We start from the raw sequence: 25,921 nt of genomic DNA, 5'->3' as shown, positions 1-25,921 counted from the left end.
TTACTCAGTTATCACGCAAGCCCCGTTCACGTTGGATCTTTTTAACTTTTTCTGGCGTAACTTCTTTTCCATCTTTGTCATAGATTTGAAGCATTTCAACGTGGCTACGGAAGTTTTCACGAAACATCGCTAAATATGTTTTGCGCAATTCTTGTTGTTCTTTTGCCTCTTCGTCTGTTAAAGTTCCTTCTTTTTTCTTCTTGGCAAGTTCATTGATCCGATCGATCAATTCTTGTGGGATCGCACCCTTCTTTTGTTCTTCAACAGCTTCTAATTCTTTTTCTTCTTTTTCTGACATCATAATTCCTCTTTTCACAGCTGATATACAACTATATTTTAGCTCAAATCCCTTTAAAAGTCACCTATTCCCTCTACAAAAACAAACATCCGTTTGTCACAAATCAACTTCTATGCTATACTCTATTTATAAATATGCAACGAGGTGTTCAAAATGACAAAATCATCCGAGACAAGACAAATGAACATTTTGCGTTTCATCTATAATATGGTCGAAAGTAAAGGATATCCCCCAACGGTGCGTGAGATCGGGCGTGCAGTCTCACTTTCCTCAACTTCAACTGTCCACGGACACTTAGCTCGGCTGACAAAAAAAGGTTTGCTCAAACGCGATCCTACTAAGCCCCGTGCAATGGAAGTCACTCAAGCTGGTCTTGAAGCTTTAGGGATCGAAGAAGAGCACGATCAGATCCCGATCGTGGGCACTGTTACTGCCGGTGTTCCGATATTAACAGTCGAAGAGACAACAGATTACTTCCCACTTCCACCTAACTTAAAAGACGCAAGTGACCTTTTCATGCTCAATATCCGTGGTGAAAGTATGATCGATGCTGGGATATATGATGGTGACTTAGTTATCGTCAGAAAACAAGCTAGCGCTGATAATGGCGACATCGTGATCGCTATGACTGAAGACGATGAAGCAACATGTAAACGTTTTTTCAAAGAAGTCGATCATTTTCGGCTTCAACCAGAAAATGAGACGATGGAACCGATCATCTTACAACAAGTTACGATCTTAGGTAAAGTTATCGGTCTTTATCGGGATATGATCTGAGCCAAAAAATTATTATTAGTCTCCTAAAGATAAAATATCGCTTTTTATCTTTAGGAGATTTTTTGTTGTCTCACACAATTCGGTTGGGTACAATATAGTTAAGAAAACTATAATTTTGATCTCTGGAGAAAGTTAAAATGTAACCAGAGTCCACTTACTAAATTTTTTTGTAAAGGAGAAACTATCTTTCTTTCTGATCAGATGATCTTACATTGATATAGTCAAATAACTATGCATTCTATCCGTGACTTTCGCCTTCATTGGAAGCAGTACCTAGTACTTTTTTTGAGTGTCGACCTCTTTCTCGAACTACTTGTTGTCCCTTTGTTCAACAGTTTGACTTCCTTACTGCTCCATTTAGGCAAGATCCCCTATCTTTCGTACACTAATGCTTTCCAAGTCATCACGGCTCACCCTTTTGTCACCCTAAGTCTTTTTCTTGAGCTACTCTGCTTGATCGCTTGTGTATTCATCCAGTTTGCCTTTATCTTAAACGGAGTTGCTCGGATCGAAAAAAAACAATTTAGTTTCACTGCACTCTTTTATGATACCTTCTCACAATTTAAACATCTCGATCCATTGGGAATGATCTTTTTTACTTTCTATTTCTTACTGATCGTTCCATTTAGTGGTATATTTTTAAAAAGTCCACTGTTAAGTAAGGTCGTCGTCCCTGAATTTATTCTCGAATTTCTCTTCAAAAAACCGCTCTATGCAAGCTTGATCACGCTCTTTTATTTAATTGTTTTTATCATAAGTATCCGCCTGCTTTATGTTTTACCTGTCCTCCTTTTAAAAAAACAATCACTTAAAAAAGCTGTAGCAACGAGTTTTCAGTTGACTAAAGGACGTTTTGTCTTTTTTAGTTTAAAATTACTTAAGCTCTCCTTACTCGCCTTTAGTGGTAATTTTCTCTTACTTGGTGGCTTATACCTACTTCAAACTTGGTTTGATCAACGTTCAGCCTGGTTGGCACTAAGCGCAGGAAGCCTCAACGTCACTTTATTACAACTCGGAAGCTTTTTGATCACGATCTGGGTAAGTGTTACGCTCTTTCGGCTACTCTTACCACATGAATTTGAGCTCTCTGCATATAAGAGCACGAAAAGAAGTCGTCTAGAACGTTCAGCTCGTCTGCTAGTCTTTTTATTCAGCGGGCTCACTCTCTTAAGTAACGGATTTTATTTAGTAAATATCGGAAACATGCCTTTGATCATCTCACACCGTGGCGTTGATAATGAAAATGGTGTCCAAAATACATTGCCTGCTTTACGAAAAACAGCAAAATCAAAGCCAGATTATGTTGAGATCGATGTCCAAGAGACAAAAGACCAGCGCTTTGTCGTTATGCATGATGAAAATCTCAAAGAACTAACAGGACGCGATGTCAGTCCCCAAGAATTGACTCTAGCACAACTGACTGCTTTAACAGTACAAGAAAATGGATATACAGCTAAGATCCCTAGTTTGGATGAATATCTCAAAGCTGCTGCTCGTTATCATCAAAAACTTTTAGTCGAGATCAAGACGACTGCTCGTGATTCTAAACAAATGTTGCCTAATTTCTTTAAAGAATATGGACCTAAACTGCTCCAACAAAATGCGCAACTTCAATCATTAGATTATGCGGTTATTACAGCAGCTAAAAAATATACACCAAAATTAGCAACTTATTACATTTTACCTTACAATTTTATTTTTCCTCAAACACCTGCCAACGGATATACAATGGAAAAAACGACCCTTAACTCGACTTTTGTCACCCAAGCTAAACTCAGTTTGAAAAAAGTCTATTCTTGGACAGTCAATGATGAAGAGAGTTTTAAAGAAGCAGCGTTTTTAGACGTTGATGGAGTAATTACTGATAATGTCACTGAAGCTAAACAAGTTTACCAAGAACTCAAGACAAACAAGAGTTACGCCTCGCGGTTGCTTGACTACTTGATCTTCTTTCCAAATTAAATATTATATCATTCAAAGTTACTTTGAAGAGTCTTTATATATCAACGATTTGGGCTTTGGTGCGTGATCGTGATTGCATATTAGACTGACTCGCCAGGTATTTTCAGGTAAAATTTCTTCCTAGCAGAAGAATTCGGTCTACTAAAATAAAAAATTCCACACTCAAAATGAAGTGGTCCCCCTAAGCTAGATCCTTTTGGCCAACTTAGGGGGGCCACTTCAACTTTTATACTAAAAAAGCCTGATCTCTCAGACTTTCTCAGTTAAAGATCGAAGTCTTAAAACTATCAGTCAGAGAATGATATTCGACCATGATCGCCTTCTTTAGATTATCTACGTTGACAGCTCGCTTACCCGCACGCATCAATAACATATCAGCTGCACTTGCTTGGTCCATCAACGTCTGTAACTTAGCAAACGAATCGATCGTTTCTTGTTTCTTGTTGTACGTGATCGTGATCGCTCTTAAATTATCTTTTTTAGCGATCCGTTCATTGAACATCGCTTTTTTGAATTCAGCATAATTTGCATACTCTGTACCCCAGATCTGTTTAAAGATATAGGCATCACCAAAGACTTCGCCTTCAGCTTTAGCCTGATTTTTATATTGATTGGAGACGTATGGGATAAAGCCTTCTTCCCAACCACGATCTGCTAAGAGTTCAAAAGCTGTCTTTCTAAAGAGCAAGCCCCCAACACTGCCGTTATCATTTTGAAGCCCAGCATAGATCGGAGCGTACAATGGCACTGTCATATAGGCGTTCTTGCCATAACTTCCACCACTAAGACTGCGTGCAACTACGATGTTGTTATCGATCAGACTTTCCCAACTCGTCAGTTTGATACCTTCAGCATAAGTCAGACCACTATTAGTGATCTTATCTTGTTTAGCATTCGTATCATAAGTGATCTGCCGTAGATACTGGCGCCGATCGGCATTACTCATCGCTACGATCGCTTGGGCTTCCGCATAATCTAACAAATAGGTAACATCAAAGACGCCTTTCATATAGCGTTTGAGGTCGGCACTCGAAGTAAAATCACTAAAACTACTTGCTTGTGTTAAATTCTTTTTATTTGACCAATCAAAAGCCAAGTTCAAGCCATATTGACTCTGATCTGGAGTAGATGGCACTTCTAATAGCCCCATCGCAAAAGTCTCAGCTCCCATTTCTTGACGACGATCATAGCCGTTAAAATAAACAGCCCCATCTAGATTATGCGTCATTTCATGAGAACTTACAGCCACACCGTAATCACTCAACTGACCATCGACTACAAAATTGACTAATGAACCAGTTGCATAGGCCCCGACCCCATTAGGAGCATACATCTTACCAACTGGAGCAAAGAATTCATAAACTCCAGACACTGATTTATCGAACTTATCGACCCAGCGATTCTTCCAACTGCCTGTTTTAGTATTATCAATGATCCAATATCCATCCCAGATCGGAATATCGCGTGTGAGCAATTGATTTTTCACTTTATCATCGACGATACGATACCAAGTATCATAATAATCCGCCATGACCTGTGCATACTTATCGACAGCTCGGTCAATATTGGCTTGTTTAGCCGCATACACAGTCGGGGCACTTTTAAGTGCTTCATCGATATAACGCTCATAGATACCAAATGAGACGGTTGTCATCGTCGTGAACATAAACATATTTTTCTCACTCAAGTTGAGGAGCGGTAAGAGGTAGTTTAGATATTCCAAACGATTTCTGCCCTTCAGCCGATCATATATCTGAACTGTGGCATCAGGCACTTGTTTAGATGCTGCTTCATAAACATACGCTTTAGTTGCCCCCTTGAACCACGTGTTGTCATCTAACTGTGGGGCAAACAAACGGCGATTATGCTCTAAATAGGTAACGACATCTTGATCACCTGTCAGCTGACTAAAGAGGGCTGCATATGTCGCATAATTATTTTTGACCGCTAATTTTGTTCCCTGCTTAGAAAAGTCACTTAACCATGACAAAATATCTACTTTCTTACCATAAAAATCTGGATAATAAGCCGCGATCGCATGCAGATCTAACTCACCATAATTGATGTGATATAACCGTTCCAGATACGCCAACGCTAGTGTCAATTCTAGTTTCTTAGCTTCTAATCTCTGCTTGAGATCTTCACGGATCACCGCAGAATTTAGGTCAACAACAGCCATTGAAGTCGTCAAAGAACCCAGTTGAGCTTTGATGTCTTTTTGGACTTTGGCAAATGCATCTTGGAGATACAGCTCATTTAGCTGTTCGATCCGCAATTGTTCTACCGCCTTAGCTTCGATCGCAGCAGTTTTTTCAGCTGTCAACACTTCAGCTGGATGCATTTTTTGATAATTTTCAAGGGCTGTTTTTTTAGCCTTCTTCAAACTATCTTCTGCTGGTTGTAGAGCCAAACTTGCCGTTGTTTCTGTAGCATAATAGTTCAATGTTTGGTAAGCAGTAACGACTTCTGTGAGCAATTGATCCCATTCTCCGCCCAATTGATATGGTGTATAGAGCAGTCCATTAGCGAACTGATACTCACTGATATTAGTTTGTTTATACTCACCTAAGGACTCAAGTGCTACTTTAGTTACCGTTTCATCAGCAAAATGGAGCAATAGGCTCGTCAATTGCCCCGGCTCTACGACCGAATCACCTACCACTTTTCCAGCTTTCATTGGGACAACTGCCGTCAACGCGGTCGTATAAAGTTTATCGCTTGGCAAAACTTTATTTCCATATTTCAAAATAGTATACCGATCATAAAATGGCAGTAATTTTTCCATATTTCTGTAAGCTAATTCGCGCTCAGCTTGATAGTTTGGTAGTTGCGAATAATCGATAATTTGAGCTACGGTCGCAGCTTTCCACGTTGGAGCAGCGACTTGCCAATTTTGGATCATTTCCTTGGCGGTCGCTTCAGTGATCGCAGTCGGATAATCATTAGTCAGACCACTTGCGACCTCAGAAACATAGTACGTCTTTTGATGAGGGGGCCTTTTGAAATCAACATCACCGTGGAAAATATAACCATTTTCCATCTTAACTGCACTTATCGCATCAACAACGCGCCCGTTTGTCCAAGCACTTCCGATCAGACCACCAGCACGTTTTACTAGACCATCATTTTTTATCGTCCCTGTAGCATAACTCTTTTCGACCACACCACTTGCCAAACGTCCAACTAAGCCACCAACATTATCATTGGTATTATAGACCTTAGCCGTCAGATAAACATCTGCAAAGCTGCGCGCGATCCTAGAATTTTCAGCATATCCGACTAAGCCACCACCTTGATCATAAGCATTACCTGTTAGGGTGATCGTACCGGTAAATGATGCTCGTGAGATCTGCGTATTATTTTTGATCCGCGCTGCTAGGCCACCAGTTGTTTGCGTCGAAGCGATCGTACCTTTTATATTGACATTGCTGATCAAAGCTCCATCTAAGACACGAGCTAAACTCCCAGTGTTAGCAATATTATCATTGATCTCAACATTTTCTAACAAGATATTTGCTATCGTTGCACCCTTGACCACATTAAACAGTGGTTTATTCAAATTGGAGATCGTATAGGAATTACCAGCTTTACTGCGCAAAGTCCCGCTAAATGTCTCAGTGATATAATTGGCATCTGTCCCAGCAAAGCCAAGAGCATTCAGATCGGCTGCGAGGATAAAATCACCCGTTGGATCAGCTTTTATCGCCTTGATCAACTCAGCAAAGTTGGTGTATTCATTTGAAACTTCTGTCTTATCGATCAAAAAAGTGTGTCCCGTAGAAAAATCACGTTTGTCAGCTTGATAAGTCACCAATTCTGGGGTCGCGATCGTAGCTTGATACTTAGTCTTTTCACCTAGTTTGATCTCTTCAAATGAAGCGACCGGTAAATACCAATCTTTTTGTTGGCGTGACACGATCTTGGCAACATATTTATTAGGATCAGTTGGTAACTCAGCTAAACTAGAGACTAACTCTAGTCCACCATTGGTCCCTAATTGGTATAAGCTGATATTATCAACATTTTTCAGCTCAACTTTTTTAGGTGTCAATTCCACCGTGATCGGTTTTAAGTTCTCAGTCTGATCACCTTGACCAATATCATAAGTGTACTCTGTTTCGAGTCGATAATTCGTATTGTAAGCTAGATCAGCAAAAGTCGTCGTTAAGGTAGCTAGATCAACTAATTTTTCAGTTATTTTTTCGTTTTCTTTGTACAAACTTACTTTTATAGCCTGTAATTTCTTATTAGGATCAGTTACAGTGTAGCTAACAGCGGCTACTCTATTATCAGCAGACTCGTCTGTCCTAACGAGCTCGACTAATGGCTTAGCATATAACTTAGTTCCTTTAGCAACGACCTCATTTACTGGTACTTTGGTGATCTCATCACTCTTTTCTACACGTGCAAGCTCTTTTCCATTAGTATCGCGTGTCACTTCATATACAATCGTGCGCTCGCCTGCTTGGCCTGCTGTTTTAACGACTGTTGTTCCAACAAAAAGTTCGGGATCACTTTGGATCTCACTCGTATAAGGGATCTTCTCTACTAAAACTTCTTCTGTCACTGTGGTTTTTGGCTTAGTCCCTTGTGCGATCACCTCTGTCACTGGCGCTTTGGTTATAGTGTTGCTCTTTTCTACCCGACTTATTTCTTTTCCTGTGGCGTCACGTGTCACTTCATACACGATCGTACGCTCGCCTGCTTGACCTGGCGTTCGTACACTTGTTGTTCCTTCAAGTAACTCTGGATCTGCCACATATTGGGTCTCATAGCCCACTGACTCGACTTGGCTTTCTTCGCTTACCGTTACTTCTGGTTCTTTGACTTTTGTACCTCGGGCGATCACTTCTGTTACTGGCGCTTTGGTTATGGTGTTACTTTTTTCTACCCGACTTATTTCTTTTCCTGTGGCGTCACGTGTCACTTCATACACGATCGTACGCTCGCCTGCTTGACCCGGCGTTCGTACGCTTGTCGTTCCTTCAAGTAACTCTGGATCTGCTACATACTGGGTCTCATAGCCCACTGACTCAACTTGGCTTTCTTCGCTTACCGTTACTTCTGGTTCTTTGACTTTTGTACCTTGGACGATCACTTCTGTCACTGGCGCTTTGGTTATAGTGTTGCTTTTTTCTACCCGACTTATTTCTTTTCCTGTGACGTCACGTGTCACTTCATACACTATCGTGCGCTCGCCTGCTTGACCTGGCGTTCGTACGCTTGTCGTTCCTTCAAGTAACTCTGGATCTGCCACATATTGGGTCTCATAGCCCACTGACTCAACTTTGGTTTCTTCGCTTACCGTTACTTTCGGTTCTTCAGGTTCTTTGACTTTTGTGCCTCGGGCGATTACTTCTGTTACTGGCACTTTGGTTATAGTGTTACTTTTTTCTACCCGACTTATTTCTTTTCCTGTGGCATCACGTGTCACTTCATACACGATCGTGCGCTCGCCCGCTTGACCCGGCATTTTGACCGCGGTTGTCCCACTGTCCATATTTGGATCTTCTATATATTGTGTTTCATAGCCGACTGACTCAACTTTGCTTTCTTCGCTTACCGTTACTTTCGGTTCTTCAGGTTCTTTGACTTTTGTACCTCGGGCGATCACCTCTGTTACTGGCACTTTGGTTATAGTGTTACTTTTTTCTACCCGGCTTATTTCTTTTCCTGTGGCATCACGAGTTACTTCATACACGATCGTGCGCTCACCTGCCTGGCCTGGCGTTTTGACCGCGGTTGTCCCACTGTCCATATTTGGATCAGCCACATACTGGGTCTCATAGCCCACTGACTCGACTTTGCTTTCTTCGCTTACCGTTACTTTCGGTTCTTCAGGTTCTTTGACTTTTGTGCCTCGGGCGATCACTTCTGTTACTGGCGCTTTGGTTATGGTGTTACTTTTTTCTACGCGACTTATTTCTTTTCCTGTGGCATCACGTGTCACTTCATACACGATCGTGCGCTCGCCCGCTTGACCTGGCGTTCGTACACTTGTTGTTCCTTCAAGTAACTCTGGATCTGCCACATATTGGGTCTCATAGCCCACTGACTCAACTTTGCTTTCTTCGCTTACCGTTACTTTTGGTTCTTCAGGTTCTTTGACTTTTGTACCTCGGGCGATCACCTCTGTTACTGGCACTTTGGTTATAGTGTTACTTTTTTCTACCCGGCTTATTTCTTTTCCTGTGGCATCACGTGTCACTTCATACACGATCGTGCGCTCGCCTGCTTGACCCGGCGTTCGTACACTTGTTGTTCCTTCAAGTAACTCTGGATCTGCCACATATTGGGTCTCATAGCCCACTGACTCAACTTTGCTTTCTTCGCTTACCGTTACTTTCGGTTCTTCAGGTTCTTTGACTTTTGTACCTTGGGCGATCACTTCTGTTACTGGCGCTTTCGTTATAGTGTTACTTTTTTCTACGCGACTTATTTCTTTTCCTGTGGCATCGCGTGTCACTTCATACACGATCGTGCGCTCGCCTGCTTGACCTGGCGTTCGTACGCTTGTCGTTCCTTCAAGTAACTCTGGATCTGCCACATATTGGGTTTCGTATCTGACTGACTCAACTTTGCTTTCTTCGCTTACCGTTACTTTCGGTTCTTCAGGTTCTTTGACTTTTGTGCCTCGGGCGATTACTTCTGTTACTGGCGCTTTGGTTATGGTGTTACTTTTTTCTACGCGACTTATTTCTTTTCCTGTGGCATCACGTGTCACTTCATACACGATCGTGCGCTCGCCCGCTTGACCCGGCATTTTGACCGCGGTTGTCCCACTGTCCATATTTGGATCTTCTATATATTGTGTTTCATAGCCGACTGACTCAACTTTGCTTTCTTCGCTTACCGTTACTTTTGGTTCTTCAGGTTCTTTGACTTTTGTGCCTCGGGCGATCACTTCTGTTACTGGCGCTTTGGTTATGGTGTTACTTTTTTCTACCCGACTTATTTCTTTTCCTGTGGCATCACGTGTCACTTCATACACGATCGTGCGCTCGCCCGCTTGACCCGGAATTTTGACCGCGGTTGTCCCACTGTCCATATTTGGATCTGCCACATATTGGGTCTCATAGCCCACTGACTCAACTTTGCTTTCTTCGCTTACCGTTACTTTCGGTTCTTCAGGTTCTTTGACTTTTGTGCCTCGGGCGATTACTTCTGTTACTGGCGCTTTGGTTATGGTGTTACTTTTTTCTACGCGACTTATTTCTTTTCCTGTGGCATCACGTGTCACTTCATACACGATCGTGCGCTCGCCCGCTTGACCCGGCATTTTGACCGCGGTTGTCCCACTGTCCATATTTGGATCTTCTATATATTGTGTTTCATAGCCGACTGACTCAACTTTGCTTTCTTCGCTTACCGTTACTTTTGGTTCTTCAGGTTCTTTGACTTTTGTGCCTCGGGCGATCACTTCTGTTACTGGCGCTTTGGTTATGGTGTTACTTTTTTCTACCCGACTTATTTCTTTTCCTGTGGCATCACGTGTCACTTCATACACGATCGTGCGCTCGCCCGCTTGACCCGGAATTTTGACCGCGGTTGTCCCACTGTCCATATTTGGATCTGCCACATATTGGGTCTCATAGCCCACTGACTCAACTTTGCTTTCTTCGCTTACCGTTACTTTCGGTTCTTCAGGTTCTTTGACTTTTGTACCTCGGGCGATCACCTCTGTTACTGGCACTTTGGTTATAGTGTTACTTTTTTCTACCCGGCTTATTTCTTTTCCTGTGGCATCACGTGTCACTTCATACACGATTGTGCGCTCGCCTGCTTGACCCGGCGTTCGTACACTTGTTGTTCCTTCAAGTAACTCTGGATCTGCCACATATTGGGTTTCGTATCTGACTGGCTCAGTCTTGGTTTCTTTGACCACTGTTTGTGTTGTTTCTTCAGGAATTTCTGGTTTATCCATTCCAGTTACTGGTGAGTCAGTGTTCGATCTTTTATCACTATTTGGAACTAATTTTTCTGTAACCGGTCGTGTAGTCGGTACTGACTCTTCATGATGCTTGATATCACTAACTAGAAGATAGCCAATATATTGATAACCAACATGTTGTGTTGCTATTTCTGGTAGCTCTTCATCTTCTGCTACCAAATAAGCTCGGTCATAATTGCTTAACTCAGCAAAACTTGGACTAGCACTAGCCACTGAGCTTCCTACTCCTACTACAGTCGAAGCCACAATGATAGCTGTCAAAAAGCGATATTTACGTCCTCGGCTCGGAAGTATTCCTAGCCCCATGATCAGTGCACTAGCTCCAAACGCCCCTAGTTCCCAAGGCATTGCACCTTCTCCTGTTTGTGGCAAATCCTGCGTTGCCACTGGGCGATAAATTAGATAATAGACTTGATCACTGCCGACTTTAGTCTTAGGTGGATTATCATAAATAACTTTTGCTCTTTGTTCTGAAGTTAAACTAGCCTCAGTTACATGCTGAAATTTGATCTGATACTGTTCTTTTTTCTTTGTTCCGATATGAGCAGCTGCTATTTCATCTCCTTTGATAACTGCAGGAGTCCCGAAAACAAACATCGTCCCAACTAAAACAGAAAAAACTCCCTGTGAGAATTTTCTGATCGCAAATCGCTGTTTTTGCTCACCCATCTGCCACTTCGAGCGGTTTGACTTAGACATAATTTTCTCCCTTCATGACCCACAGAATAAATTGCTACAAAACTTAAGTTAAAATAATTAATTTTTTCTAAAATCCTTTCATCCTGCTGTTAAATTACCATATATCAGAATATTTCAGCAAGTTTTTGAGCCAGTTTTACCTTAATATGTTTTAAACGCTACCATTCTGCTATAATATTAACCATGAACACTAGGTATTTTCTAAAAAACATGAGGTGGCTCAAATGTCAAAGCAAAAAAAATTCTACCTACTACTGCTTAGCACTTTCCTAGGCTTATTTTGCCTAAATTTAAGATCAAATGTAGTTGTAGCACGCTCTTCTTTTACCATGGGGATCTTGGAAAATGATAAGCCCTACAGCTATAAAAATGATCAAAATTGGCAAGGCTTTTCTATCGAATTAGCCCATCAATTAGAAGAGGTAACTGACACCAAGATAAACTTCAAAGCTTATTCGAGCCAAGAAAAAATGCAGACTGCTTTAAAAAATGGGCAGATCGACTTCATCTTGGGTGATAAAGCTAATTTTTCTAAGAGTTATCAAAGTACCAAAGCTTTTCTCTACCCTAAAAATATTCTCTTTACCCGCCATGATTCTAAGACAAAAAAACTAGATAAAATGTTGCATAAAAAAGTTGGTCTGCTAAAAAGTGGCCAACAACAAGCTCTCCTAAAAGAACTTGGTTTAAAACCCGTCGTTTTCGCTGATCCAACTGAACTGCTAGAAGCCCTTGAAAAGTCACAAATATCAGCTGGGATCCTAAGCGACTACAGCTACCATGCCCTCTTAAAAGCTGAGCCCACATTAGCTAAAGTCCCGACCACAGCTACTAAGGCTGAAAAAAATGCTGTTTTACATCGCATCTCAGATCCTAACGTCTTAGCCCTGTCTTTGAGTCTGATCACTCATGATCATCCCAAGATAAACGAAACTTTAACGAAAGCGATCAATGAGTTGCGCTCTACCGAAAAAATCGCTGAGCTTTCACAAAAATATTTCACCAAAGACCTGACCTTAAATTAAAAGCGATCCATTGCCATAAATTTCCGTGTCCACTCTAGGGGAATCATATCAATTCTATTGTAGGAAGTGTTTGTAGGAATATCCATATCAGTTGACGAATACCCATTATTTTCTCCCCAAGCCTCACTTAATCATTTTTGGCTAAGGCTAATAGTTCTCGGGCATGCTCGAGCGTCAAAGCTGTGATCGCTGATCCTGAAAGCATTCGAGCTAGTTCTTCGATCCGTTCTTCTTCACTCAAAACTTTAAGGGCTGTCTCAGTCCGCCCCGCTGTGATATGTTTGGAAATGAAATAATGATGATCAGCTACTGCTGCGACTTGTGGTAAATGTGTTATACATAAAACTTGTGAATGTTGCGCGATCTGACTGATCTTTTCTGCGATTGCTTGCGCAACACGACCGCTCACACCAGTGTCGACCTCATCGAAAATAATACTCGTAACACCTTTATTTTGTGCAAAGATCGTTTTTAAGGCTAGCATGATCCGCGAAAGCTCACCACCTGAAGCGATCTTAGCTAACGCTCCCATCTCTTCACCTGGATTCGTTTGGATATAAAATTCAACGCGATCGGCACCAGTTTCCATCAACTCACCTGTCTCAGGTAAAAAACGAACTTCAAACACAGCTTTATCCATGTAAAGCTCACTCAATTGTCGGTGGATCTCATTTTCTAACCTTTTAGCTGTCTGTTTACGTAAATCCGTCAATTCAGTTGCCAGTTTGCGTGCTGTTTCTTTAGCCTTTGCGACTTGTTCGACTTGTTGCTCAAGATCTTCATCACTAAGTTGCATTTGGTCTAACTCAGCCCGGATCTCATCATAGTACGTTAAGATATGCTCGATCGAATCACCATATTTGCGCTTTAAGCGACTGATCGTTTCTAGACGCTCCTCGATCGAATTGAGGAGCTCTTCATCCCACTCAAGGTCACTCAACTGACCTGAGATCTCATGGGCTGCATCTTGTAATTCATAATAAGCTCCAGAAACTTTTTCATAGATCTCATTTAGATCTGAATTTAAGTCTGAGATCTCTTCAAGCTCATCCATCACATTGCCAAGAACCCCCATCACATCTAATTCTTCGCCATTCAAAGCTTGATATCCAGCTTCTAAAGCATGATTGATCGTCTGGAAATTATCTAGTTGTAATTTTTGCTCTTGCAATTCTTCTTCTTCACCACTTCTGAGATCTGCTTCTTCGATCTCATTGACTTGAAATTGAAGCATATCGAGACGTTGCGCCCATTCGTGAGCATTTTTTTCACGTTTTTCAAGCGCTGTTTGAAGTTTGCGATATTCATGATAAGCTCTTTGGTAGACTGTAAGCTTGTCAGTGATTTCTTTATTATAACCGTCAACTAAAGCCAAATGACGTTCAGGATGCATCAATTCTTGATGTTCATTTTGTCCATGGATATCGATCAATGTTTTTCCGATCTGGCGTAAAGTTGTCAGATTTACTAAAACGCCGTTTATTCGACAGACATTTTTACCATTTCGATATAGATCTCGTTGTAAGATCAAAATACCATCATCACATTCGATCCCCAAATCAGCTAAGAGCTCAACTGTTTTTGTGTCTTGCATCAAACTGAATTGGCCTTGAAGTAAAGATTTGGCCGCTCCTTTACGAATAAAATCACTTGAACCTCGTCCACCTGCTAATAACCCTAAAGCATCAATGATGATCGACTTACCTGCCCCAGTCTCCCCTGTCAAAACCGTCATCTGTGAGCTAAATTCGACCTCTAAGTGATCAATAATAGCAAAATCCTGGATCATCAACTCTTGTAACAAAACTCATCTCACCCTAAAGCACATAGCGCTTTTCCTTTCTAATCATCAACTTGGAGCATCAATAGTAATTTTTCTTCGATCTGCTTTGCTGCTTCATCAGAATACGCAAAAAGCATCACCGTGTCATCATCCCCTAAAGTAGAAAAGACCTCAGTATATTTCATCTGTGAAATCAAACTCGCCAAGACAGGACCGTTTCCAGGTGAAACTTTGAGCATACACATGTCGCGGTGAGTTTTTGAGCCAAGATAGGCATCGGATAATAATTTTTTCAATTTTTTCTCGATATTATCGTTTTTAGCTGTTGGCAAACTATAACGATACGAGCCTTGTTTTGTCGGGACCTTTATCAACTGAAGTTCTTTAACATCACGCGAGACTGTTGCTTGAGTAACTTCGATCCCCAGTTCTAATAAACGCTCAACTAGATCTTCTTGACGATAAACCTCATTATCTTGAATGATCTTTCTGACGATCCGCTGTCTTTCTTGCTTTTTCACAAACGATCATCCTTTCCAAACTTTTATTGTTGCAACGTCTGATGTGCTTTTTTGATCACCTCGAGTGGTTCGATCGTTGGACTGACCGTTCCTTTTTCGGTACTAGCTTTGAGATAGATCAAAAATTCAATATTGCCTTCTCCACCTGTGATCGGCGAAAAATCTAAACCTAACACGTCGTAGCCACTTTCTTTTGCAAATTCCATGATATCTGCAACAACTTCTAAATGCACTTTTTGATCGCGTACGATCCCATGCTTACCAACTTTTTCACGTCCTGCTTCAAATTGAGGCTTGATCAAAGCCACAACTTGACCTTCAGGGGCGATGATCTCATGCAAAGTAGGTAAGATCAAATGTAATGAGATAAACGAAACATCGATCGTTGCAAATTCAGGTCGTCCTTGCGTAAAATCTTCTAACTTGCTATATCGGAAATTAGTATTTTCCATTACGACTACCCGTTCATCTTGGCGTAATTTCCAAGCTAGTTGGTTTGTTCCAACATCTAGCGCATAACTTAGACGGGCTCTTTTTTGCAAAACAACATCGGTAAAACCACCGGTCGAAGACCCGATATCTAAAACTGTTTTATCTTTAGGACTGATCTTAAAGACTTTAAGCGCTTTTTCAAGTTTTAGGCCTCCCCGACTGACATAGGGCATCTTTTTACCTTTAAAATGCAATTTGACAGTTGGAGCGATCTTTTCTCCTGGTTTATCTAGACGCTCTTCATTTTCGCCTAGGATCTCACCTGCCATCACAGCGCGCTTAGCTTGCTCGCGTGTATCAAAGAGCCCTTGTTTGACTAATAACACATCTACACGTTCTTTTTTCATACTTACTTCCTTATTTTAAAATAGTCTAATAGTTGACGCAAAAGAGAAGTCTCAAATCCTTCTGAAGCCAATTCCTCTAACTTAGATTCAAGTTCACTCACCAGCGTTATTAATGCGATCTTGGCTTTATCCAATCCTAAGATGAGAGGATACGTATTTTTATTATGGTCTTGATCTTTATGGACTGCTTTTCCAAGTTCCGCAGTCGTAGCTGTCACATCTAAAATATCATCATAGATCTGAAACGCAAGCCCAAATTTCGCTCCAAAGTCAGCTAAAATCGCACAAGCTCGTGACGTACCGTTAGCTAAAATACCCCCTGCAAAACATGCATATTCTAGCAAACGTCCTGTTTTATTTTGGTGGACTTTGATCAACTGCTCTAAAGTCAACTTTTGTTTTTCACCTAAAATGTCTCCCGCTTGGCCTGCGACCATTCCGTTAGCTCCAGCAGCTTTAGCTAAAGCATTTATCAAGGTGACTTTTGTTTCTGGTAAAAGCGTTGTTTCAGTCAACCATCCTAAAGACTCTGTTAAGAGCGCATCGCCTGCTAAAACGGCGATATCTTGACCAAAAACTTTGTGATTCGTTGGTTTTCCTCGACGTAGATCATCATTATCCATCTCTGGAAGATCATCGTGGATCAGCGAATACGTGTGCATAAACTCTAAACTTCCTGCTACTTGAAGTGCATTTTGCTCGATCGGTCGTCCACCTGCTTGACATACAAGGAGTACTAAGAGAGGGCGGATCCGTTTTCCACCAGCTTCGACCGAGTACTGCATTGCTTCTTTAAGAACTTTATGACTAGCATAAGTCTCTAATTTATTTAACATCTGCTCTTCAAGTTGGGGGAGGTACTTAGCTTGAAAAGCTTGTAAACTATTTTTTTCGTTCATTTGCACCACAGTTCAAACTGCTGTTCTTTCCTTCCATTATTCATTTTTTTCTTCAAAAGGAACTTCTTGTCCTTCTTCATTGATAACTTTTGTTAAAGTATCTTCTGCGTTTTGTAAAGTCGTTTGGAGTTTTTTACTTAAAGCGACCCCTTTTTGAAATTGATCAAGTGCTTCTTCGAGCGGAACATCCCCTTGTTCTAATTTCGAAACGATCGCTTCTAACATTTGAAGTTCTTGTTCAAAGCTTAAATTATTTTCTGTCATTTTCCTTACTTCCCATCACTTTCGTTACTTTTGCTTGTGCACTTCCATCTGCTAAATGCAATTGGACTATTTCACCTACTTTAAGATCAGTTGCTTTTTTCACGATTTTTTCAGCCACTGTCACATACGAAAAGCCTCGTCCCATGACCCGTAAAGGGCTCAACATATCAAGCGCATTCGTTGCTTGTAATAATTGCTGTTCTCTTTTTCCAAGATAATTTGTGATCGCATGGGTCAGATCTTTTTCAAGTTGAGTCCGTTGTTGACTGACGCTTTGCAATCTTTCTTTAGGTGAGACTGCTAGCAAACGTTTAGTCAACAACTGTAAAGTCCGTCGTTTTTTTGTCTGTTCTTCTCGGAACGCTTGACGCAACTTGATATTTAAATTGTCTAATTTTTGCAAATAGCCTTCATATAACCGTTCTGGTTGTAAAAAAACATATGAGCCTTGCAATTTATTCAAGCGTTGCCGTTCAAACCGCAATTTAGCCTGATAAGCTTTAATAAGTCGCAACCGATCTTGGCGGATCCGCAAGATCTCATCAGCCAAAACAGGTGTCGCTAACTCTGCCGCTGCCGTTGGCGTAGCTGCACGAACATCAGCGACTAGATCAGCGATCGTCGTATCAGTCTCATGCCCGACCGAAGAGATGATCGGGATCTGGCTTGCAAAGATCGCCCGCGCGACTTTTTCTTCATTGAATGGCCACAGATCTTCGATCGACCCACCACCACGACCAATGATCACCGTATCAAAATCTCCCCGAGCATTGACTTCTTTTAAACGTCCTACAAGTGAGTCAGCAGCCTTTTCGCCTTGAACGACTGCTGGAAATAACACGAGTTGAGCGATCGGATAGCGTCTTCTTGTTGTCGTGATGATATCACGGATCACTGCGCCAGAAGGGCTTGTGATCACTGCGATCCGCTTAGGAAAAAGTGGCAAGTTTTGCTTAGGAGCACTAAAAAGTCCTTCCGCCTCTAATTTGGCTTTGAGCTGTTCATAAGCTTGATAAAGAGCCCCGACTCCATCTGGTTCCATTCTTTCGATCGTGATCTGATAGTTTCCAGATGGTTCATAAAGATCGATCCTCCCGACCACTAAGACTTTCATTCCGTCTTCTACTTCAAATTTCAAACGAGAAAAAGCCGATTGGAACATAACAGCATCGATCTTTGCCCCATCGTCTTTTAAACTGAAATACTGGTGACGTGGTCGCAAGCGAAAATTTGAGATCTCACCTGTCAGGTAAACTCGCTGGAGATAAGGGTCAACTGTGAACTTTTTGTGTAGATATTTTGTTAGGGCACTGACCGTCAAATATTGTTCTTTTTCCATCCACTTATCGGCTCTTTTCCGCTAATTCTAAAGTTTGTTGCATCAACATCGCGATCGTCATCGGTCCGACTCCACCGGGAACAGGAGTCAAGTAACTGACATATCCGTCTAGATCACCTTGTGCTACATCTCCTACTAAACGTCCATCTGCCAAACGATTGATCCCAACATCGATCACAACAGCTCCTTCTTTGATATGATCTTTGGTGATCATTTCTGCCCGCCCTGTTGCAACTACTAAAATATCTGCCTGACGTGCAATTTTTTTTAGATCTTTTGTTTTACTGTGCGCTATGGTCACAGTGGCATCAGCATTCAACATCAAAGCTGCTAAAGGACGCCCAACTAAATTGCTACGGCCAATGATCACAACTTCTTTACCTGCCACTTCGATCTGATATTTTTCTAATAACGTCATGATCCCTCGTGGGGTACAAGCAAGTGCTCGTGGATCATCCATAAACAAATGTCCGATATTCGTAGGATTCAATCCATCAGCATCTTTTTCTGGTGCGATCGTATTGATCACAGCTTCTGCATCGATCTGGGCTGGCAATGGCATTTGAACTAAGATCGCATGCACAGTTGGATCACTATTCAGTTCTGTGATCAATTTTAATAATTCCGTTTGACTTGTTTCTTTAGGTAGGTGGATATCCTTTGTTTTGATCCCGATCTTTTGGGCAGCGCGATGCTTATTTCTGACATAAACTTGACTTGCAGGATCATCCCCAACTAAAACAACAGCTAAACAAGGAGTCAAACCCGCTTTTTTTAAAGCTTGAGCCTTGTTGACTAACTCACTTTGGATCTGGTTGGCAGTCTTTTTTCCGTCGATCATCACTGTCATAAAATCACAACCTTATCGTTTATTTATACTCACTAGTATTTTAGCATATTCACACCATAAATTTTCAAATATTCAAAAAAATACCTGTATCAGAACTAAGTCCCGATACAGGTATCAACTCTATTAGAGTAAGTTTGATAAAACACCGTTGATAAAGCGCCGTGATTTATCATCGCTAAATTCTTTTGCAAGCTGTAATGCCTCATTCAGCGCAACTTTAGCAGGTACTCCGTCTACATAAAGCATCTCATAGATCGCTAACCGCAAGATCAAAAGATCAGTTTTATTTAAGCGGGCAAGTGACCAATTTGCGCTCAAATGTTCCATGATCTTTTCATCGATCTGTGCTTGATGAGTCAAGACACCATCCACTAATTCAGTTAAGTAAGGAGGAACAATATCATCACCTGCAGGCACTTTATCTTCTAAAAGTGTTGCATACACGTCGCTTGGCGTTGCATCAATATTACTATTCAATGCATAGAGTGTTTGAAATGCCAGTTTGCGCGTATCATGTCTACTAATGTTCACTATTCTTCACCATTCTCTTCACCAAATAAATTATTTGGATCAATCGTTTGTTCTTGTTTTTCAGGGATAACGCCTTGAACATGTACATCAACACCTGAGATCTCAAGCCCTGTCATGAATAAAACTTGTTGACGCACTTTTTCTTGGATCTTAGCAGCTACGTTAGGTACGGAAACACCGTAGTTCAAAAAGACGTAAACATCGACTTTAAGCTCGTTATCATCTTTATTGACTTTAACACCTTTTCCTCGGATCTGACGTCCTAACAATTCTGAAAAACTGTTTGCGATCGAGCCCCGCATTGAATAAACCCCATCAACTTGGCTAGCAGCGATCCCAATGATCACTTCGATCACTTCAGGCGCTAAACGCACTTCACCTAAACTTGGTTCTTGACTAGTTAAAACAATGTTATTATCTTCAGACATACTTAAACCCGTTATATAAAATATGGAGAAATGAAAAGCTTCATTCCCAGAAAGATTATATATTTCCTTTCCTAGATCTACTTACCGCTATTATAACAGTTAGTTCCCATATTCTCATAAGGAATGCTTGCTTGATAGTTTAGCCTATTTTTAAATAGTTGCCTCCTGCGTTTCCATATTGACTTTCTTACGCAGACTATCTCAGATCCGATCGTTCTTGGCGAAACGATCTGTCTACTTAATTAGGCACGTGAGATATATGTGCCATCAGTGGTGTTGATCGTTAAAACGTCACCTTCGTTAACAAAGAATGGTACTTGCACAACAACGCCTGTTTCCATCGTTGCTGGTTTTGAACCACCAGAAGCTGTATCACCTTTGATCCCTGGTTCTGTTTCTGCAACAGTCAAATCAACTGTGTTTGGCAATTCGACCCCTAAAGTTTCAGTACCATACATGATCACACTAACGACCATGTTTTCTTTTAAGTACTTCAATTCTTCTGTCAAGTTTTCACCTGGCAACTCTAATTGTTCGTAAGTATCTGTATCCATGAAAACGTAGTTATTACCATCAGCATATAGATATTGCATTTTTTTGCGATCGATCTGTGCTTGCTCTACTTTTTCACCAGCACGGAAAGTCTTTTCTTGCACAGCACCGTTACGCAAATTTTTTAATTTAGAACGCACAAAAGCAGAACCTTTACCTGGTTTAACATGTTGGAATTCAACGACCCGCCATAATTCTCCGTCGACTGTGATCGTCAAACCATTTTTAAAATCATTTACTGAAATCATATTAGTCCTCCTAAATTGATCGCATGGGCGCTAACTAGTTTATACACCCACTTATTCAAATATAATTCATACATTTAATAATAGCAAAATCATTACTATCATTGCAAGCTTACGAGAACGTTTACCTGTAACTAGAGTGTTAAATACTCTGTAGTAAAATCAGTTAGATTTTCATGACCCGTCGTTGTTACTAAAATATCATCTTCGAGCCGAACACCACCTAAACCAGGCAAATAGATCCCAGGTTCAACCGTGATGATTTGCCCAGCTTGTAAAGCTCCACGAGCTGTTTTCCCGATATATGGACCTTCATGAACATTTAGACCGATCCCGTGGCCTGTGCCATGTTCAAAATATTTTCCGTAGCCAGCTTTAGTGATATATTGGCGTCCGATCGCATCGAGTTCTCTTAGATCTGCTCCCGGTCTGATCGCCTCGATCACACGCTGTTTAGCTTCTAACACGAGCGCATAGATCTTTTCTAATTCAGGACTGACTTTTCCCAATGCAAAAGTTCGGGTCACATCAGACGTGTAATGATCTAAATAGTAACCATAATCTAATGTAACTAATTCGTTTGCCCCTAAACGCTTTGGCGAGGCAACACCATGCGGTAAGGCTGAACGTTCCCCCGAAGCGACGATCGTTTCAAAAGATGCATTGCTAGCGCCGTTCTTTTTCATAAAAAAGTCTAATTCGTTAGCTAAATCAGTTTCTTTCATCCCGACTTTTGCTGTTTCTAACACGAAACGATAACCTAAAGCCGCTAGCTTACAAGCTTGCTTGATCTTTTCGATCTCTGAAGGTGTCTTGATCTCACGTAATTCTTCGATCACACCTCCCAAGGCAACGATATCACAGAGTGCCAATTCATCTAATTTATCGTACATCGCATATGTTATGCTTTCTTCAAATGCAAGTGCCACGATTTTTTCTTGCTGACAGATCTCCAAGGCTTTTTCTAAATATTGGCGAGTGATCACAGCTGTTAATTCTGGATTTTCTTTTGCTAATTGCGTTTCAAAACGTGCGTCTGTAATCAAATAAGTCGCAGTTTCGGTGACTAAAAAAAGACCATCATCTCCAGTAAAACCACTTAAGTAATAAATATTATCTGGATCAGTCACCAAGTACGCATCAACACTTGCATCTTGCATTTTACGCCGGAGATCGGTCCATCTTGTCTCAAGTTCAGTTTTCATCATCTAATATACCTCAAAACACGAATCTTCGTGCATTCTTTCTAGCCTAGCTTTTAGAGATATTTTAGCATAGTTCAACTGATTATTTTACTAAAGTGATCGCATCACTAACATATTCTCCAGCAACAGTAAGCGCCATGATCCCTTTGCGATATGACCACAAATCTTGAAGTTTCAATTTTACGATCTCAAACTTTTTACCATCTTGATCAACAACATATGAAGCTTTATGTAGATCCCGTCGGGTCTTGATGATCAGCGTCGTTTGGTCGAGAGCGTTTAAATATACTTTGTCTAATAGTTCTACCATAAGTTATCGACCTCATTATATTAAATTTCTGCCCCCACTGACATCCTGCTGGTTTGATTATACTCTTTTCATTCACAAAAGTATTTGAAAATTTTTTTAGTTATTTTTCTGAACTAATATCGTTTCTTGGCAGTAGTTGCTTTACTTGATATGATATACTTTTATTACATATTGAAAGTAGAGGAACGAAGATTTTATCATGAAAGAAATTACATCGACTGCCAATCCTCAAGTTAAAACTTGGAAAAAATTAGCTGATAAAAAAGGACGCAAAAAAACACAAACTTATTTGCTTGAAGGCTGGCATTTAGTTAAAGAAGCTTTATTAGCGAATGAAGCGATCGATAACATTTTGATCGCACCAAATTTCAAATATCTTGAAGAACTCACCAAACTTACAGATATCGAATTGATCAAGATCAGCCCTGCGATCGCAACCCAGCTTAGTGAAACAAAGACACCTCAAGGGATCTTTGCTGAGGTCAAGATCCCCAAGCTCTCCTTTGAGCCAACTATGGCTCGTGGGGCTTGGCTTTTCTTAGACGGTGTTCAAGATCCCGGTAATATCGGTACAATGGTCCGAACTGCCGATGCAGCTGGTTTTTCTGGAGTCGTCTTTGGAGATAAAACTGCTGACATGTACCACCCTAAAGTTGTCCGTTCAATGCAAGGAAGCCAATTCCACTTAAAACTAGTTTCTAGCGACCTCTTACCTTGGATCCAAGCTTTTAAAGCAGCTAACGCCCCTGTCTTTGGAAGCGAATTGAATCAAGATGCCCGAAGCTACGATCAAGTTGGCCAACATGAAAACTTCGCTTTGATCATGGGCAATGAAGGTAATGGGATGAGTCAAGAACTACTCGCTCAAACATCTTTAAACTTATATATTCCGATCAAAGGTCAAGCCGAATCGCTCAATGTCGCTGTTGCGGCTGGGATCTTAATGTTTCAACTTATCAAATAAGCAAAAGAGACCTTTTTCTGGTCTCTTTTTTAAATTAAGTGTTGCAACTTTTTATGATAATTGCTATAATATTTTTTGTTGTTGGAGAGTTGGCAGAGTGGTAATGCACCGGACTCGAAATCCGGCGAACCGGTTAATACCGGCGCGCAGGTTCAAATCCTGTACTCTCCTTATATATACTTGATGTAGCAAGGTTTCCAGCTGTTTTGGACAACATTTGGACAACAAAGTTTCAAAAGGATGTATTCGAGTAACTTCGGATACGTCCTTTTTATTTAAGTTGACAGCTAGCACCTCTCTTTCAACCTGTCACTTACAACCGTCTCACCTTCTAACTTCCTGTCAGAGGGTAATTTTTTGCACAAAAAAGCCCCCTCGCCCGTAGACGGTCCAGAGGGTGACTAGCCTATCAATGCTAGTATAACACAAAAGCGCCACACCCGATTTTTTTCGAGTGTGGCGCTTGTCGCATTATTCTAATATCTTAATGTTTGTCCCGGATAGATCAAGTTGGCATTTCTGATCCCGTTGGCGCTTTGTAGGTGTGATACTGATGTACCTAATTTTCGCCCGATCGCTCCAAGTGTATCACCAGATCTGACCTGATAACTTCTCACTTGTTGTTTCGGTGCAACTTGACGTCGTGTACCGTATTCTTGACCACCCATCACCCCCATTGCTACATAGTGATAACTACCGCTATAACTCATATACCGTGCCCAGACATATCCACCTTTGATGTAGACGTGATCATACGTCAGGCTTTCGCCCGGATCGTATTGGGCTACGATCTGTGCGCTAGTGTTTGGGGCTGTACGCACGTTAAGCTTAGTATTAGCTGTAAACACGCCAGTCTGCGTATAGTCTTCATCTTTGGTTGAAGTTTGTACTGGTTGCTCTTGCTTAGCTTGACTTTGATTATCTACGTGGTGCGTATCGCTGTTGCTGATCACAGCATTTTTATCTTGGCCACCAGTATAGTAGTTATCATAGAGTTGCGAAACATCAAAATGTCCGTAAGAGCCATTGAATACCGCGTCACTTGCCCACTGCCAAGCATGGTGTTGCGTATGTCGATCAGCAGTCACATTATATGGATATTGTGCGATCCACCCAGTCCCGGCTGGTACACTGACAACGTTATTCTTCCAGCTTTGAGAAGTATAGATATCATAACGATAACCTGCTTGTTCAACGATTCGCTTAAATTCCATCACTGCTAGATCATTAATATTCTTAGGTATCGATTGTTGTTGATCAGCTTCAACGTCAGCAACTAAAACAGCGTTGATCGGTAAGCCATCTGCTTTAGCCATTGCCACAGCATAATTAGCTTCGGCTTGCGCCCCGCCAACACTGGACCATCTTGCAAAATGATAGCCATTGATGTACAAGCCTGATTGCTGTGCCGTGCTGATGTTATTTTTCGCTGTCCAATCATGATAGTATGTCCCTTCACTAATTTTAGTCACGACTGACTTAACACCATATTGATCACGCATAGCGGTGAAATTACCCACTGTCATATAGTCGTTGTGATTTGACACATCAACCATATCAGTACGAGCGGCTTCTACATCTTGTGTTGTATGTGGATCGGTTACGACTGCACAACAAAGAGCCGTAGCTAAGACGGCCCCAACGATATATCTTTTTTTCATGTGTACCTCCTAAGCGTTTAGATTTGCTACCTTTGCTTTAGCTTCTACTAACTCAGCTTCTTTTTGTGCCACTACTTCTTTAGCTTTTTCTAACTCTTCATCTGTCGGAGTTGGCTTTGGCGCTTGTGGGTAATTTTTGAGTAGCTCTGCTTGTTGAGCATAGGCTTTCTCAACTGCATTGATCACCACTTGCTTATCCTTGACCGTTAACCCTGCGTCTAAGAGCGCTTGAACAACAGCTTGGACAGCGTGATTTTTCTTCATGGATCCTGTTAGATACTCTGTGACACCTAACTTTTGCGCTGCGATCACTGCATCTTTAGCCAGTGATTCTAATGCCCGAAGCATGCTTAAAGCTCGACTGTTTTTGACAAAATAGCTACCACAATATCCAATCACCGCTGTGATGATCGCTGTTAAAATCGTTACGATCATATCCGTTAAAGTCATATATATTCCCTCCTAATCATCCTTTACATCTAACGCTTTGACTTTGTTATATAAGATCTCGCCTGTACCATTTCCACCGAGATCCTTATAACTGCTAAAAATATACTCCAGATCATTAAGTTGACCTGGAGTAACATATCCATTACTGATATATTGGGTGCAGTTATCGTATAACTCATGATGTAGCATTGCTATCACACCATTTTTCAAAAGTCTGTCGGTTTCGTGCAAACTTTCTGCCGATAATTCTCGATCCTGTTTTTTATGTTCTAAGTAGATTGCCAATTCCCTGACCCCCCAGCCAAGAAAACCAGTACCAAAAAGGCTACATAGTAGCTCTACAACTTCGTGTAATTGCATTACACCCC

General features: G+C 41.2%; 21 protein-coding genes and 1 tRNA gene. 5 read left to right on the top strand and 17 right to left on the bottom strand.

Annotated elements, in window-relative coordinates:
• Window positions 1-4: 4 nt before the first annotated feature.
• Entirely contained in the window at window positions 5-298 is a 294-nt protein-coding gene (locus tag QFX10_RS08435) for a DUF896 domain-containing protein (protein WP_369943310.1), read from the bottom strand.
• A 153-nt stretch (window positions 299-451) separates the two neighbouring features.
• Here QFX10_RS08435 and lexA point away from each other — a divergent pair, with 153 nt between their 5' ends.
• Window positions 452-1,075 carry a transcriptional repressor LexA gene (gene lexA, locus QFX10_RS08430; protein ID WP_280605794.1) on the top strand — a complete coding sequence of 208 codons (624 nt, stop codon included), beginning with the start codon at window positions 452-454 and terminating at the stop codon, window positions 1,073-1,075.
• A gap of 231 nt (window positions 1,076-1,306) precedes the next feature.
• Window positions 1,307-3,037: a glycerophosphoryl diester phosphodiesterase membrane domain-containing protein gene (locus tag QFX10_RS08425; RefSeq protein WP_280605793.1), complete on the top strand. Its 1,731-nt coding sequence runs from the start codon at window positions 1,307-1,309 to the stop codon at window positions 3,035-3,037.
• A 259-nt stretch (window positions 3,038-3,296) separates the two neighbouring features.
• On the opposite strand, the gene QFX10_RS08420 is transcribed toward QFX10_RS08425, so the two are convergent.
• The gene (locus QFX10_RS08420; protein ID WP_280605792.1) at window positions 3,297-11,687 is read right to left on the bottom strand and encodes a G5 domain-containing protein; all 8,391 of its coding nucleotides are present in this window, start codon (window positions 11,685-11,687) and stop codon (window positions 3,297-3,299) included.
• 224 nt (window positions 11,688-11,911) lie between these two features.
• Between QFX10_RS08420 and QFX10_RS08415 the strand changes: the two genes are divergently transcribed.
• On the top strand, window positions 11,912-12,712 hold the full coding sequence (locus QFX10_RS08415; protein WP_056960187.1) for a substrate-binding periplasmic protein: 801 nt from the start codon (window positions 11,912-11,914) through the stop codon (window positions 12,710-12,712).
• Between the two features lie 127 nt (window positions 12,713-12,839).
• On the opposite strand, the gene recN is transcribed toward QFX10_RS08415, so the two are convergent.
• From recN to QFX10_RS08355, 12 genes are all read right to left on the bottom strand, one after another.
• Window positions 12,840-14,516, bottom strand: coding sequence for a DNA repair protein RecN (recN, locus tag QFX10_RS08410; RefSeq protein WP_280605791.1), 1,677 nt, complete (start codon window positions 14,514-14,516; stop codon window positions 12,840-12,842).
• Window positions 14,517-14,554: 38 nt separating this feature from the next.
• A complete protein-coding gene (locus QFX10_RS08405) occupies window positions 14,555-15,016 on the bottom strand; it encodes an arginine repressor (protein ID WP_280605790.1) in 462 nt (153 codons plus the stop codon).
• 23 nt (window positions 15,017-15,039) lie between these two features.
• Complete coding sequence (locus QFX10_RS08400; protein WP_280605789.1) at window positions 15,040-15,855, bottom strand: TlyA family RNA methyltransferase; 816 nt, start codon at window positions 15,853-15,855, stop codon at window positions 15,040-15,042.
• Window positions 15,856-15,857: 2 nt separating this feature from the next.
• Window positions 15,858-16,754, bottom strand: a complete 897-nt coding sequence (locus QFX10_RS08395) for a polyprenyl synthetase family protein (protein WP_280607264.1) — start codon at window positions 16,752-16,754, stop codon at window positions 15,858-15,860.
• 36 nt (window positions 16,755-16,790) lie between these two features.
• The gene (locus QFX10_RS08390) at window positions 16,791-17,018 is read right to left on the bottom strand and encodes an exodeoxyribonuclease VII small subunit (RefSeq protein WP_280605788.1); all 228 of its coding nucleotides are present in this window, start codon (window positions 17,016-17,018) and stop codon (window positions 16,791-16,793) included.
• Window positions 17,005-18,357, bottom strand: coding sequence for an exodeoxyribonuclease VII large subunit (gene xseA, locus QFX10_RS08385; protein ID WP_280605787.1), 1,353 nt, complete (start codon window positions 18,355-18,357; stop codon window positions 17,005-17,007). The genes QFX10_RS08390 and xseA overlap by 14 nt, the downstream gene beginning before the upstream one ends.
• Before the next feature lie 4 nt (window positions 18,358-18,361).
• Window positions 18,362-19,207: a bifunctional methylenetetrahydrofolate dehydrogenase/methenyltetrahydrofolate cyclohydrolase FolD gene (gene folD / locus QFX10_RS08380; protein ID WP_280605786.1), complete on the bottom strand. Its 846-nt coding sequence runs from the start codon at window positions 19,205-19,207 to the stop codon at window positions 18,362-18,364.
• Window positions 19,208-19,330: 123 nt separating this feature from the next.
• Window positions 19,331-19,738: a transcription antitermination factor NusB gene (gene nusB / locus QFX10_RS08375; RefSeq protein ID WP_280605785.1), complete on the bottom strand. Its 408-nt coding sequence runs from the start codon at window positions 19,736-19,738 to the stop codon at window positions 19,331-19,333.
• Entirely contained in the window at window positions 19,738-20,166 is a 429-nt protein-coding gene (locus tag QFX10_RS08370; protein ID WP_280605784.1) for an Asp23/Gls24 family envelope stress response protein, read from the bottom strand. The genes nusB and QFX10_RS08370 overlap by 1 nt, the downstream gene beginning before the upstream one ends.
• A gap of 242 nt (window positions 20,167-20,408) precedes the next feature.
• Window positions 20,409-20,966 (bottom strand): elongation factor P, encoded by a 558-nt coding sequence (gene efp, locus QFX10_RS08365; RefSeq protein WP_280605783.1) that lies wholly within the window; start codon window positions 20,964-20,966, stop codon window positions 20,409-20,411.
• A gap of 131 nt (window positions 20,967-21,097) precedes the next feature.
• Entirely contained in the window at window positions 21,098-22,168 is a 1,071-nt protein-coding gene (locus QFX10_RS08360) for a M24 family metallopeptidase (RefSeq protein WP_280607263.1), read from the bottom strand.
• Between the two features lie 82 nt (window positions 22,169-22,250).
• Window positions 22,251-22,478 carry a hypothetical protein gene (locus QFX10_RS08355; RefSeq protein WP_280605782.1) on the bottom strand — a complete coding sequence of 76 codons (228 nt, stop codon included), beginning with the start codon at window positions 22,476-22,478 and terminating at the stop codon, window positions 22,251-22,253.
• 199 nt (window positions 22,479-22,677) lie between these two features.
• Here QFX10_RS08355 and QFX10_RS08350 point away from each other — a divergent pair, with 199 nt between their 5' ends.
• Window positions 22,678-23,442, top strand: a complete 765-nt coding sequence (locus tag QFX10_RS08350) for a TrmH family RNA methyltransferase (protein ID WP_280605781.1) — start codon at window positions 22,678-22,680, stop codon at window positions 23,440-23,442.
• An 83-nt stretch (window positions 23,443-23,525) separates the two neighbouring features.
• Window positions 23,526-23,613 (top strand) — tRNA-Ser (locus QFX10_RS08345).
• A gap of 305 nt (window positions 23,614-23,918) precedes the next feature.
• On the opposite strand, the gene QFX10_RS08340 is transcribed toward QFX10_RS08345, so the two are convergent.
• Genes QFX10_RS08340 through QFX10_RS08330 form a run of 3 tightly spaced genes read right to left on the bottom strand, consistent with a single transcriptional unit; the run spans window position 23,919 to window position 25,913 of the window.
• Window positions 23,919-25,103, bottom strand: coding sequence for a GH25 family lysozyme (locus QFX10_RS08340; protein ID WP_280605780.1), 1,185 nt, complete (start codon window positions 25,101-25,103; stop codon window positions 23,919-23,921).
• A 9-nt stretch (window positions 25,104-25,112) separates the two neighbouring features.
• Entirely contained in the window at window positions 25,113-25,553 is a 441-nt protein-coding gene (locus QFX10_RS08335; protein ID WP_280605779.1) for a phage holin, LLH family, read from the bottom strand.
• A gap of 12 nt (window positions 25,554-25,565) precedes the next feature.
• Window positions 25,566-25,913: a hypothetical protein gene (locus QFX10_RS08330; RefSeq protein WP_280605778.1), complete on the bottom strand. Its 348-nt coding sequence runs from the start codon at window positions 25,911-25,913 to the stop codon at window positions 25,566-25,568.
• Between the last annotated feature and the right edge of the window lie 8 nt (window positions 25,914-25,921).

Source organism: Ligilactobacillus faecis, assembly GCF_029889745.1.
Lineage (GTDB): Bacteria > Bacillota > Bacilli > Lactobacillales > Lactobacillaceae > Ligilactobacillus > Ligilactobacillus faecis.
This window is presented reverse-complemented; position numbering and strand designations above follow the sequence as displayed.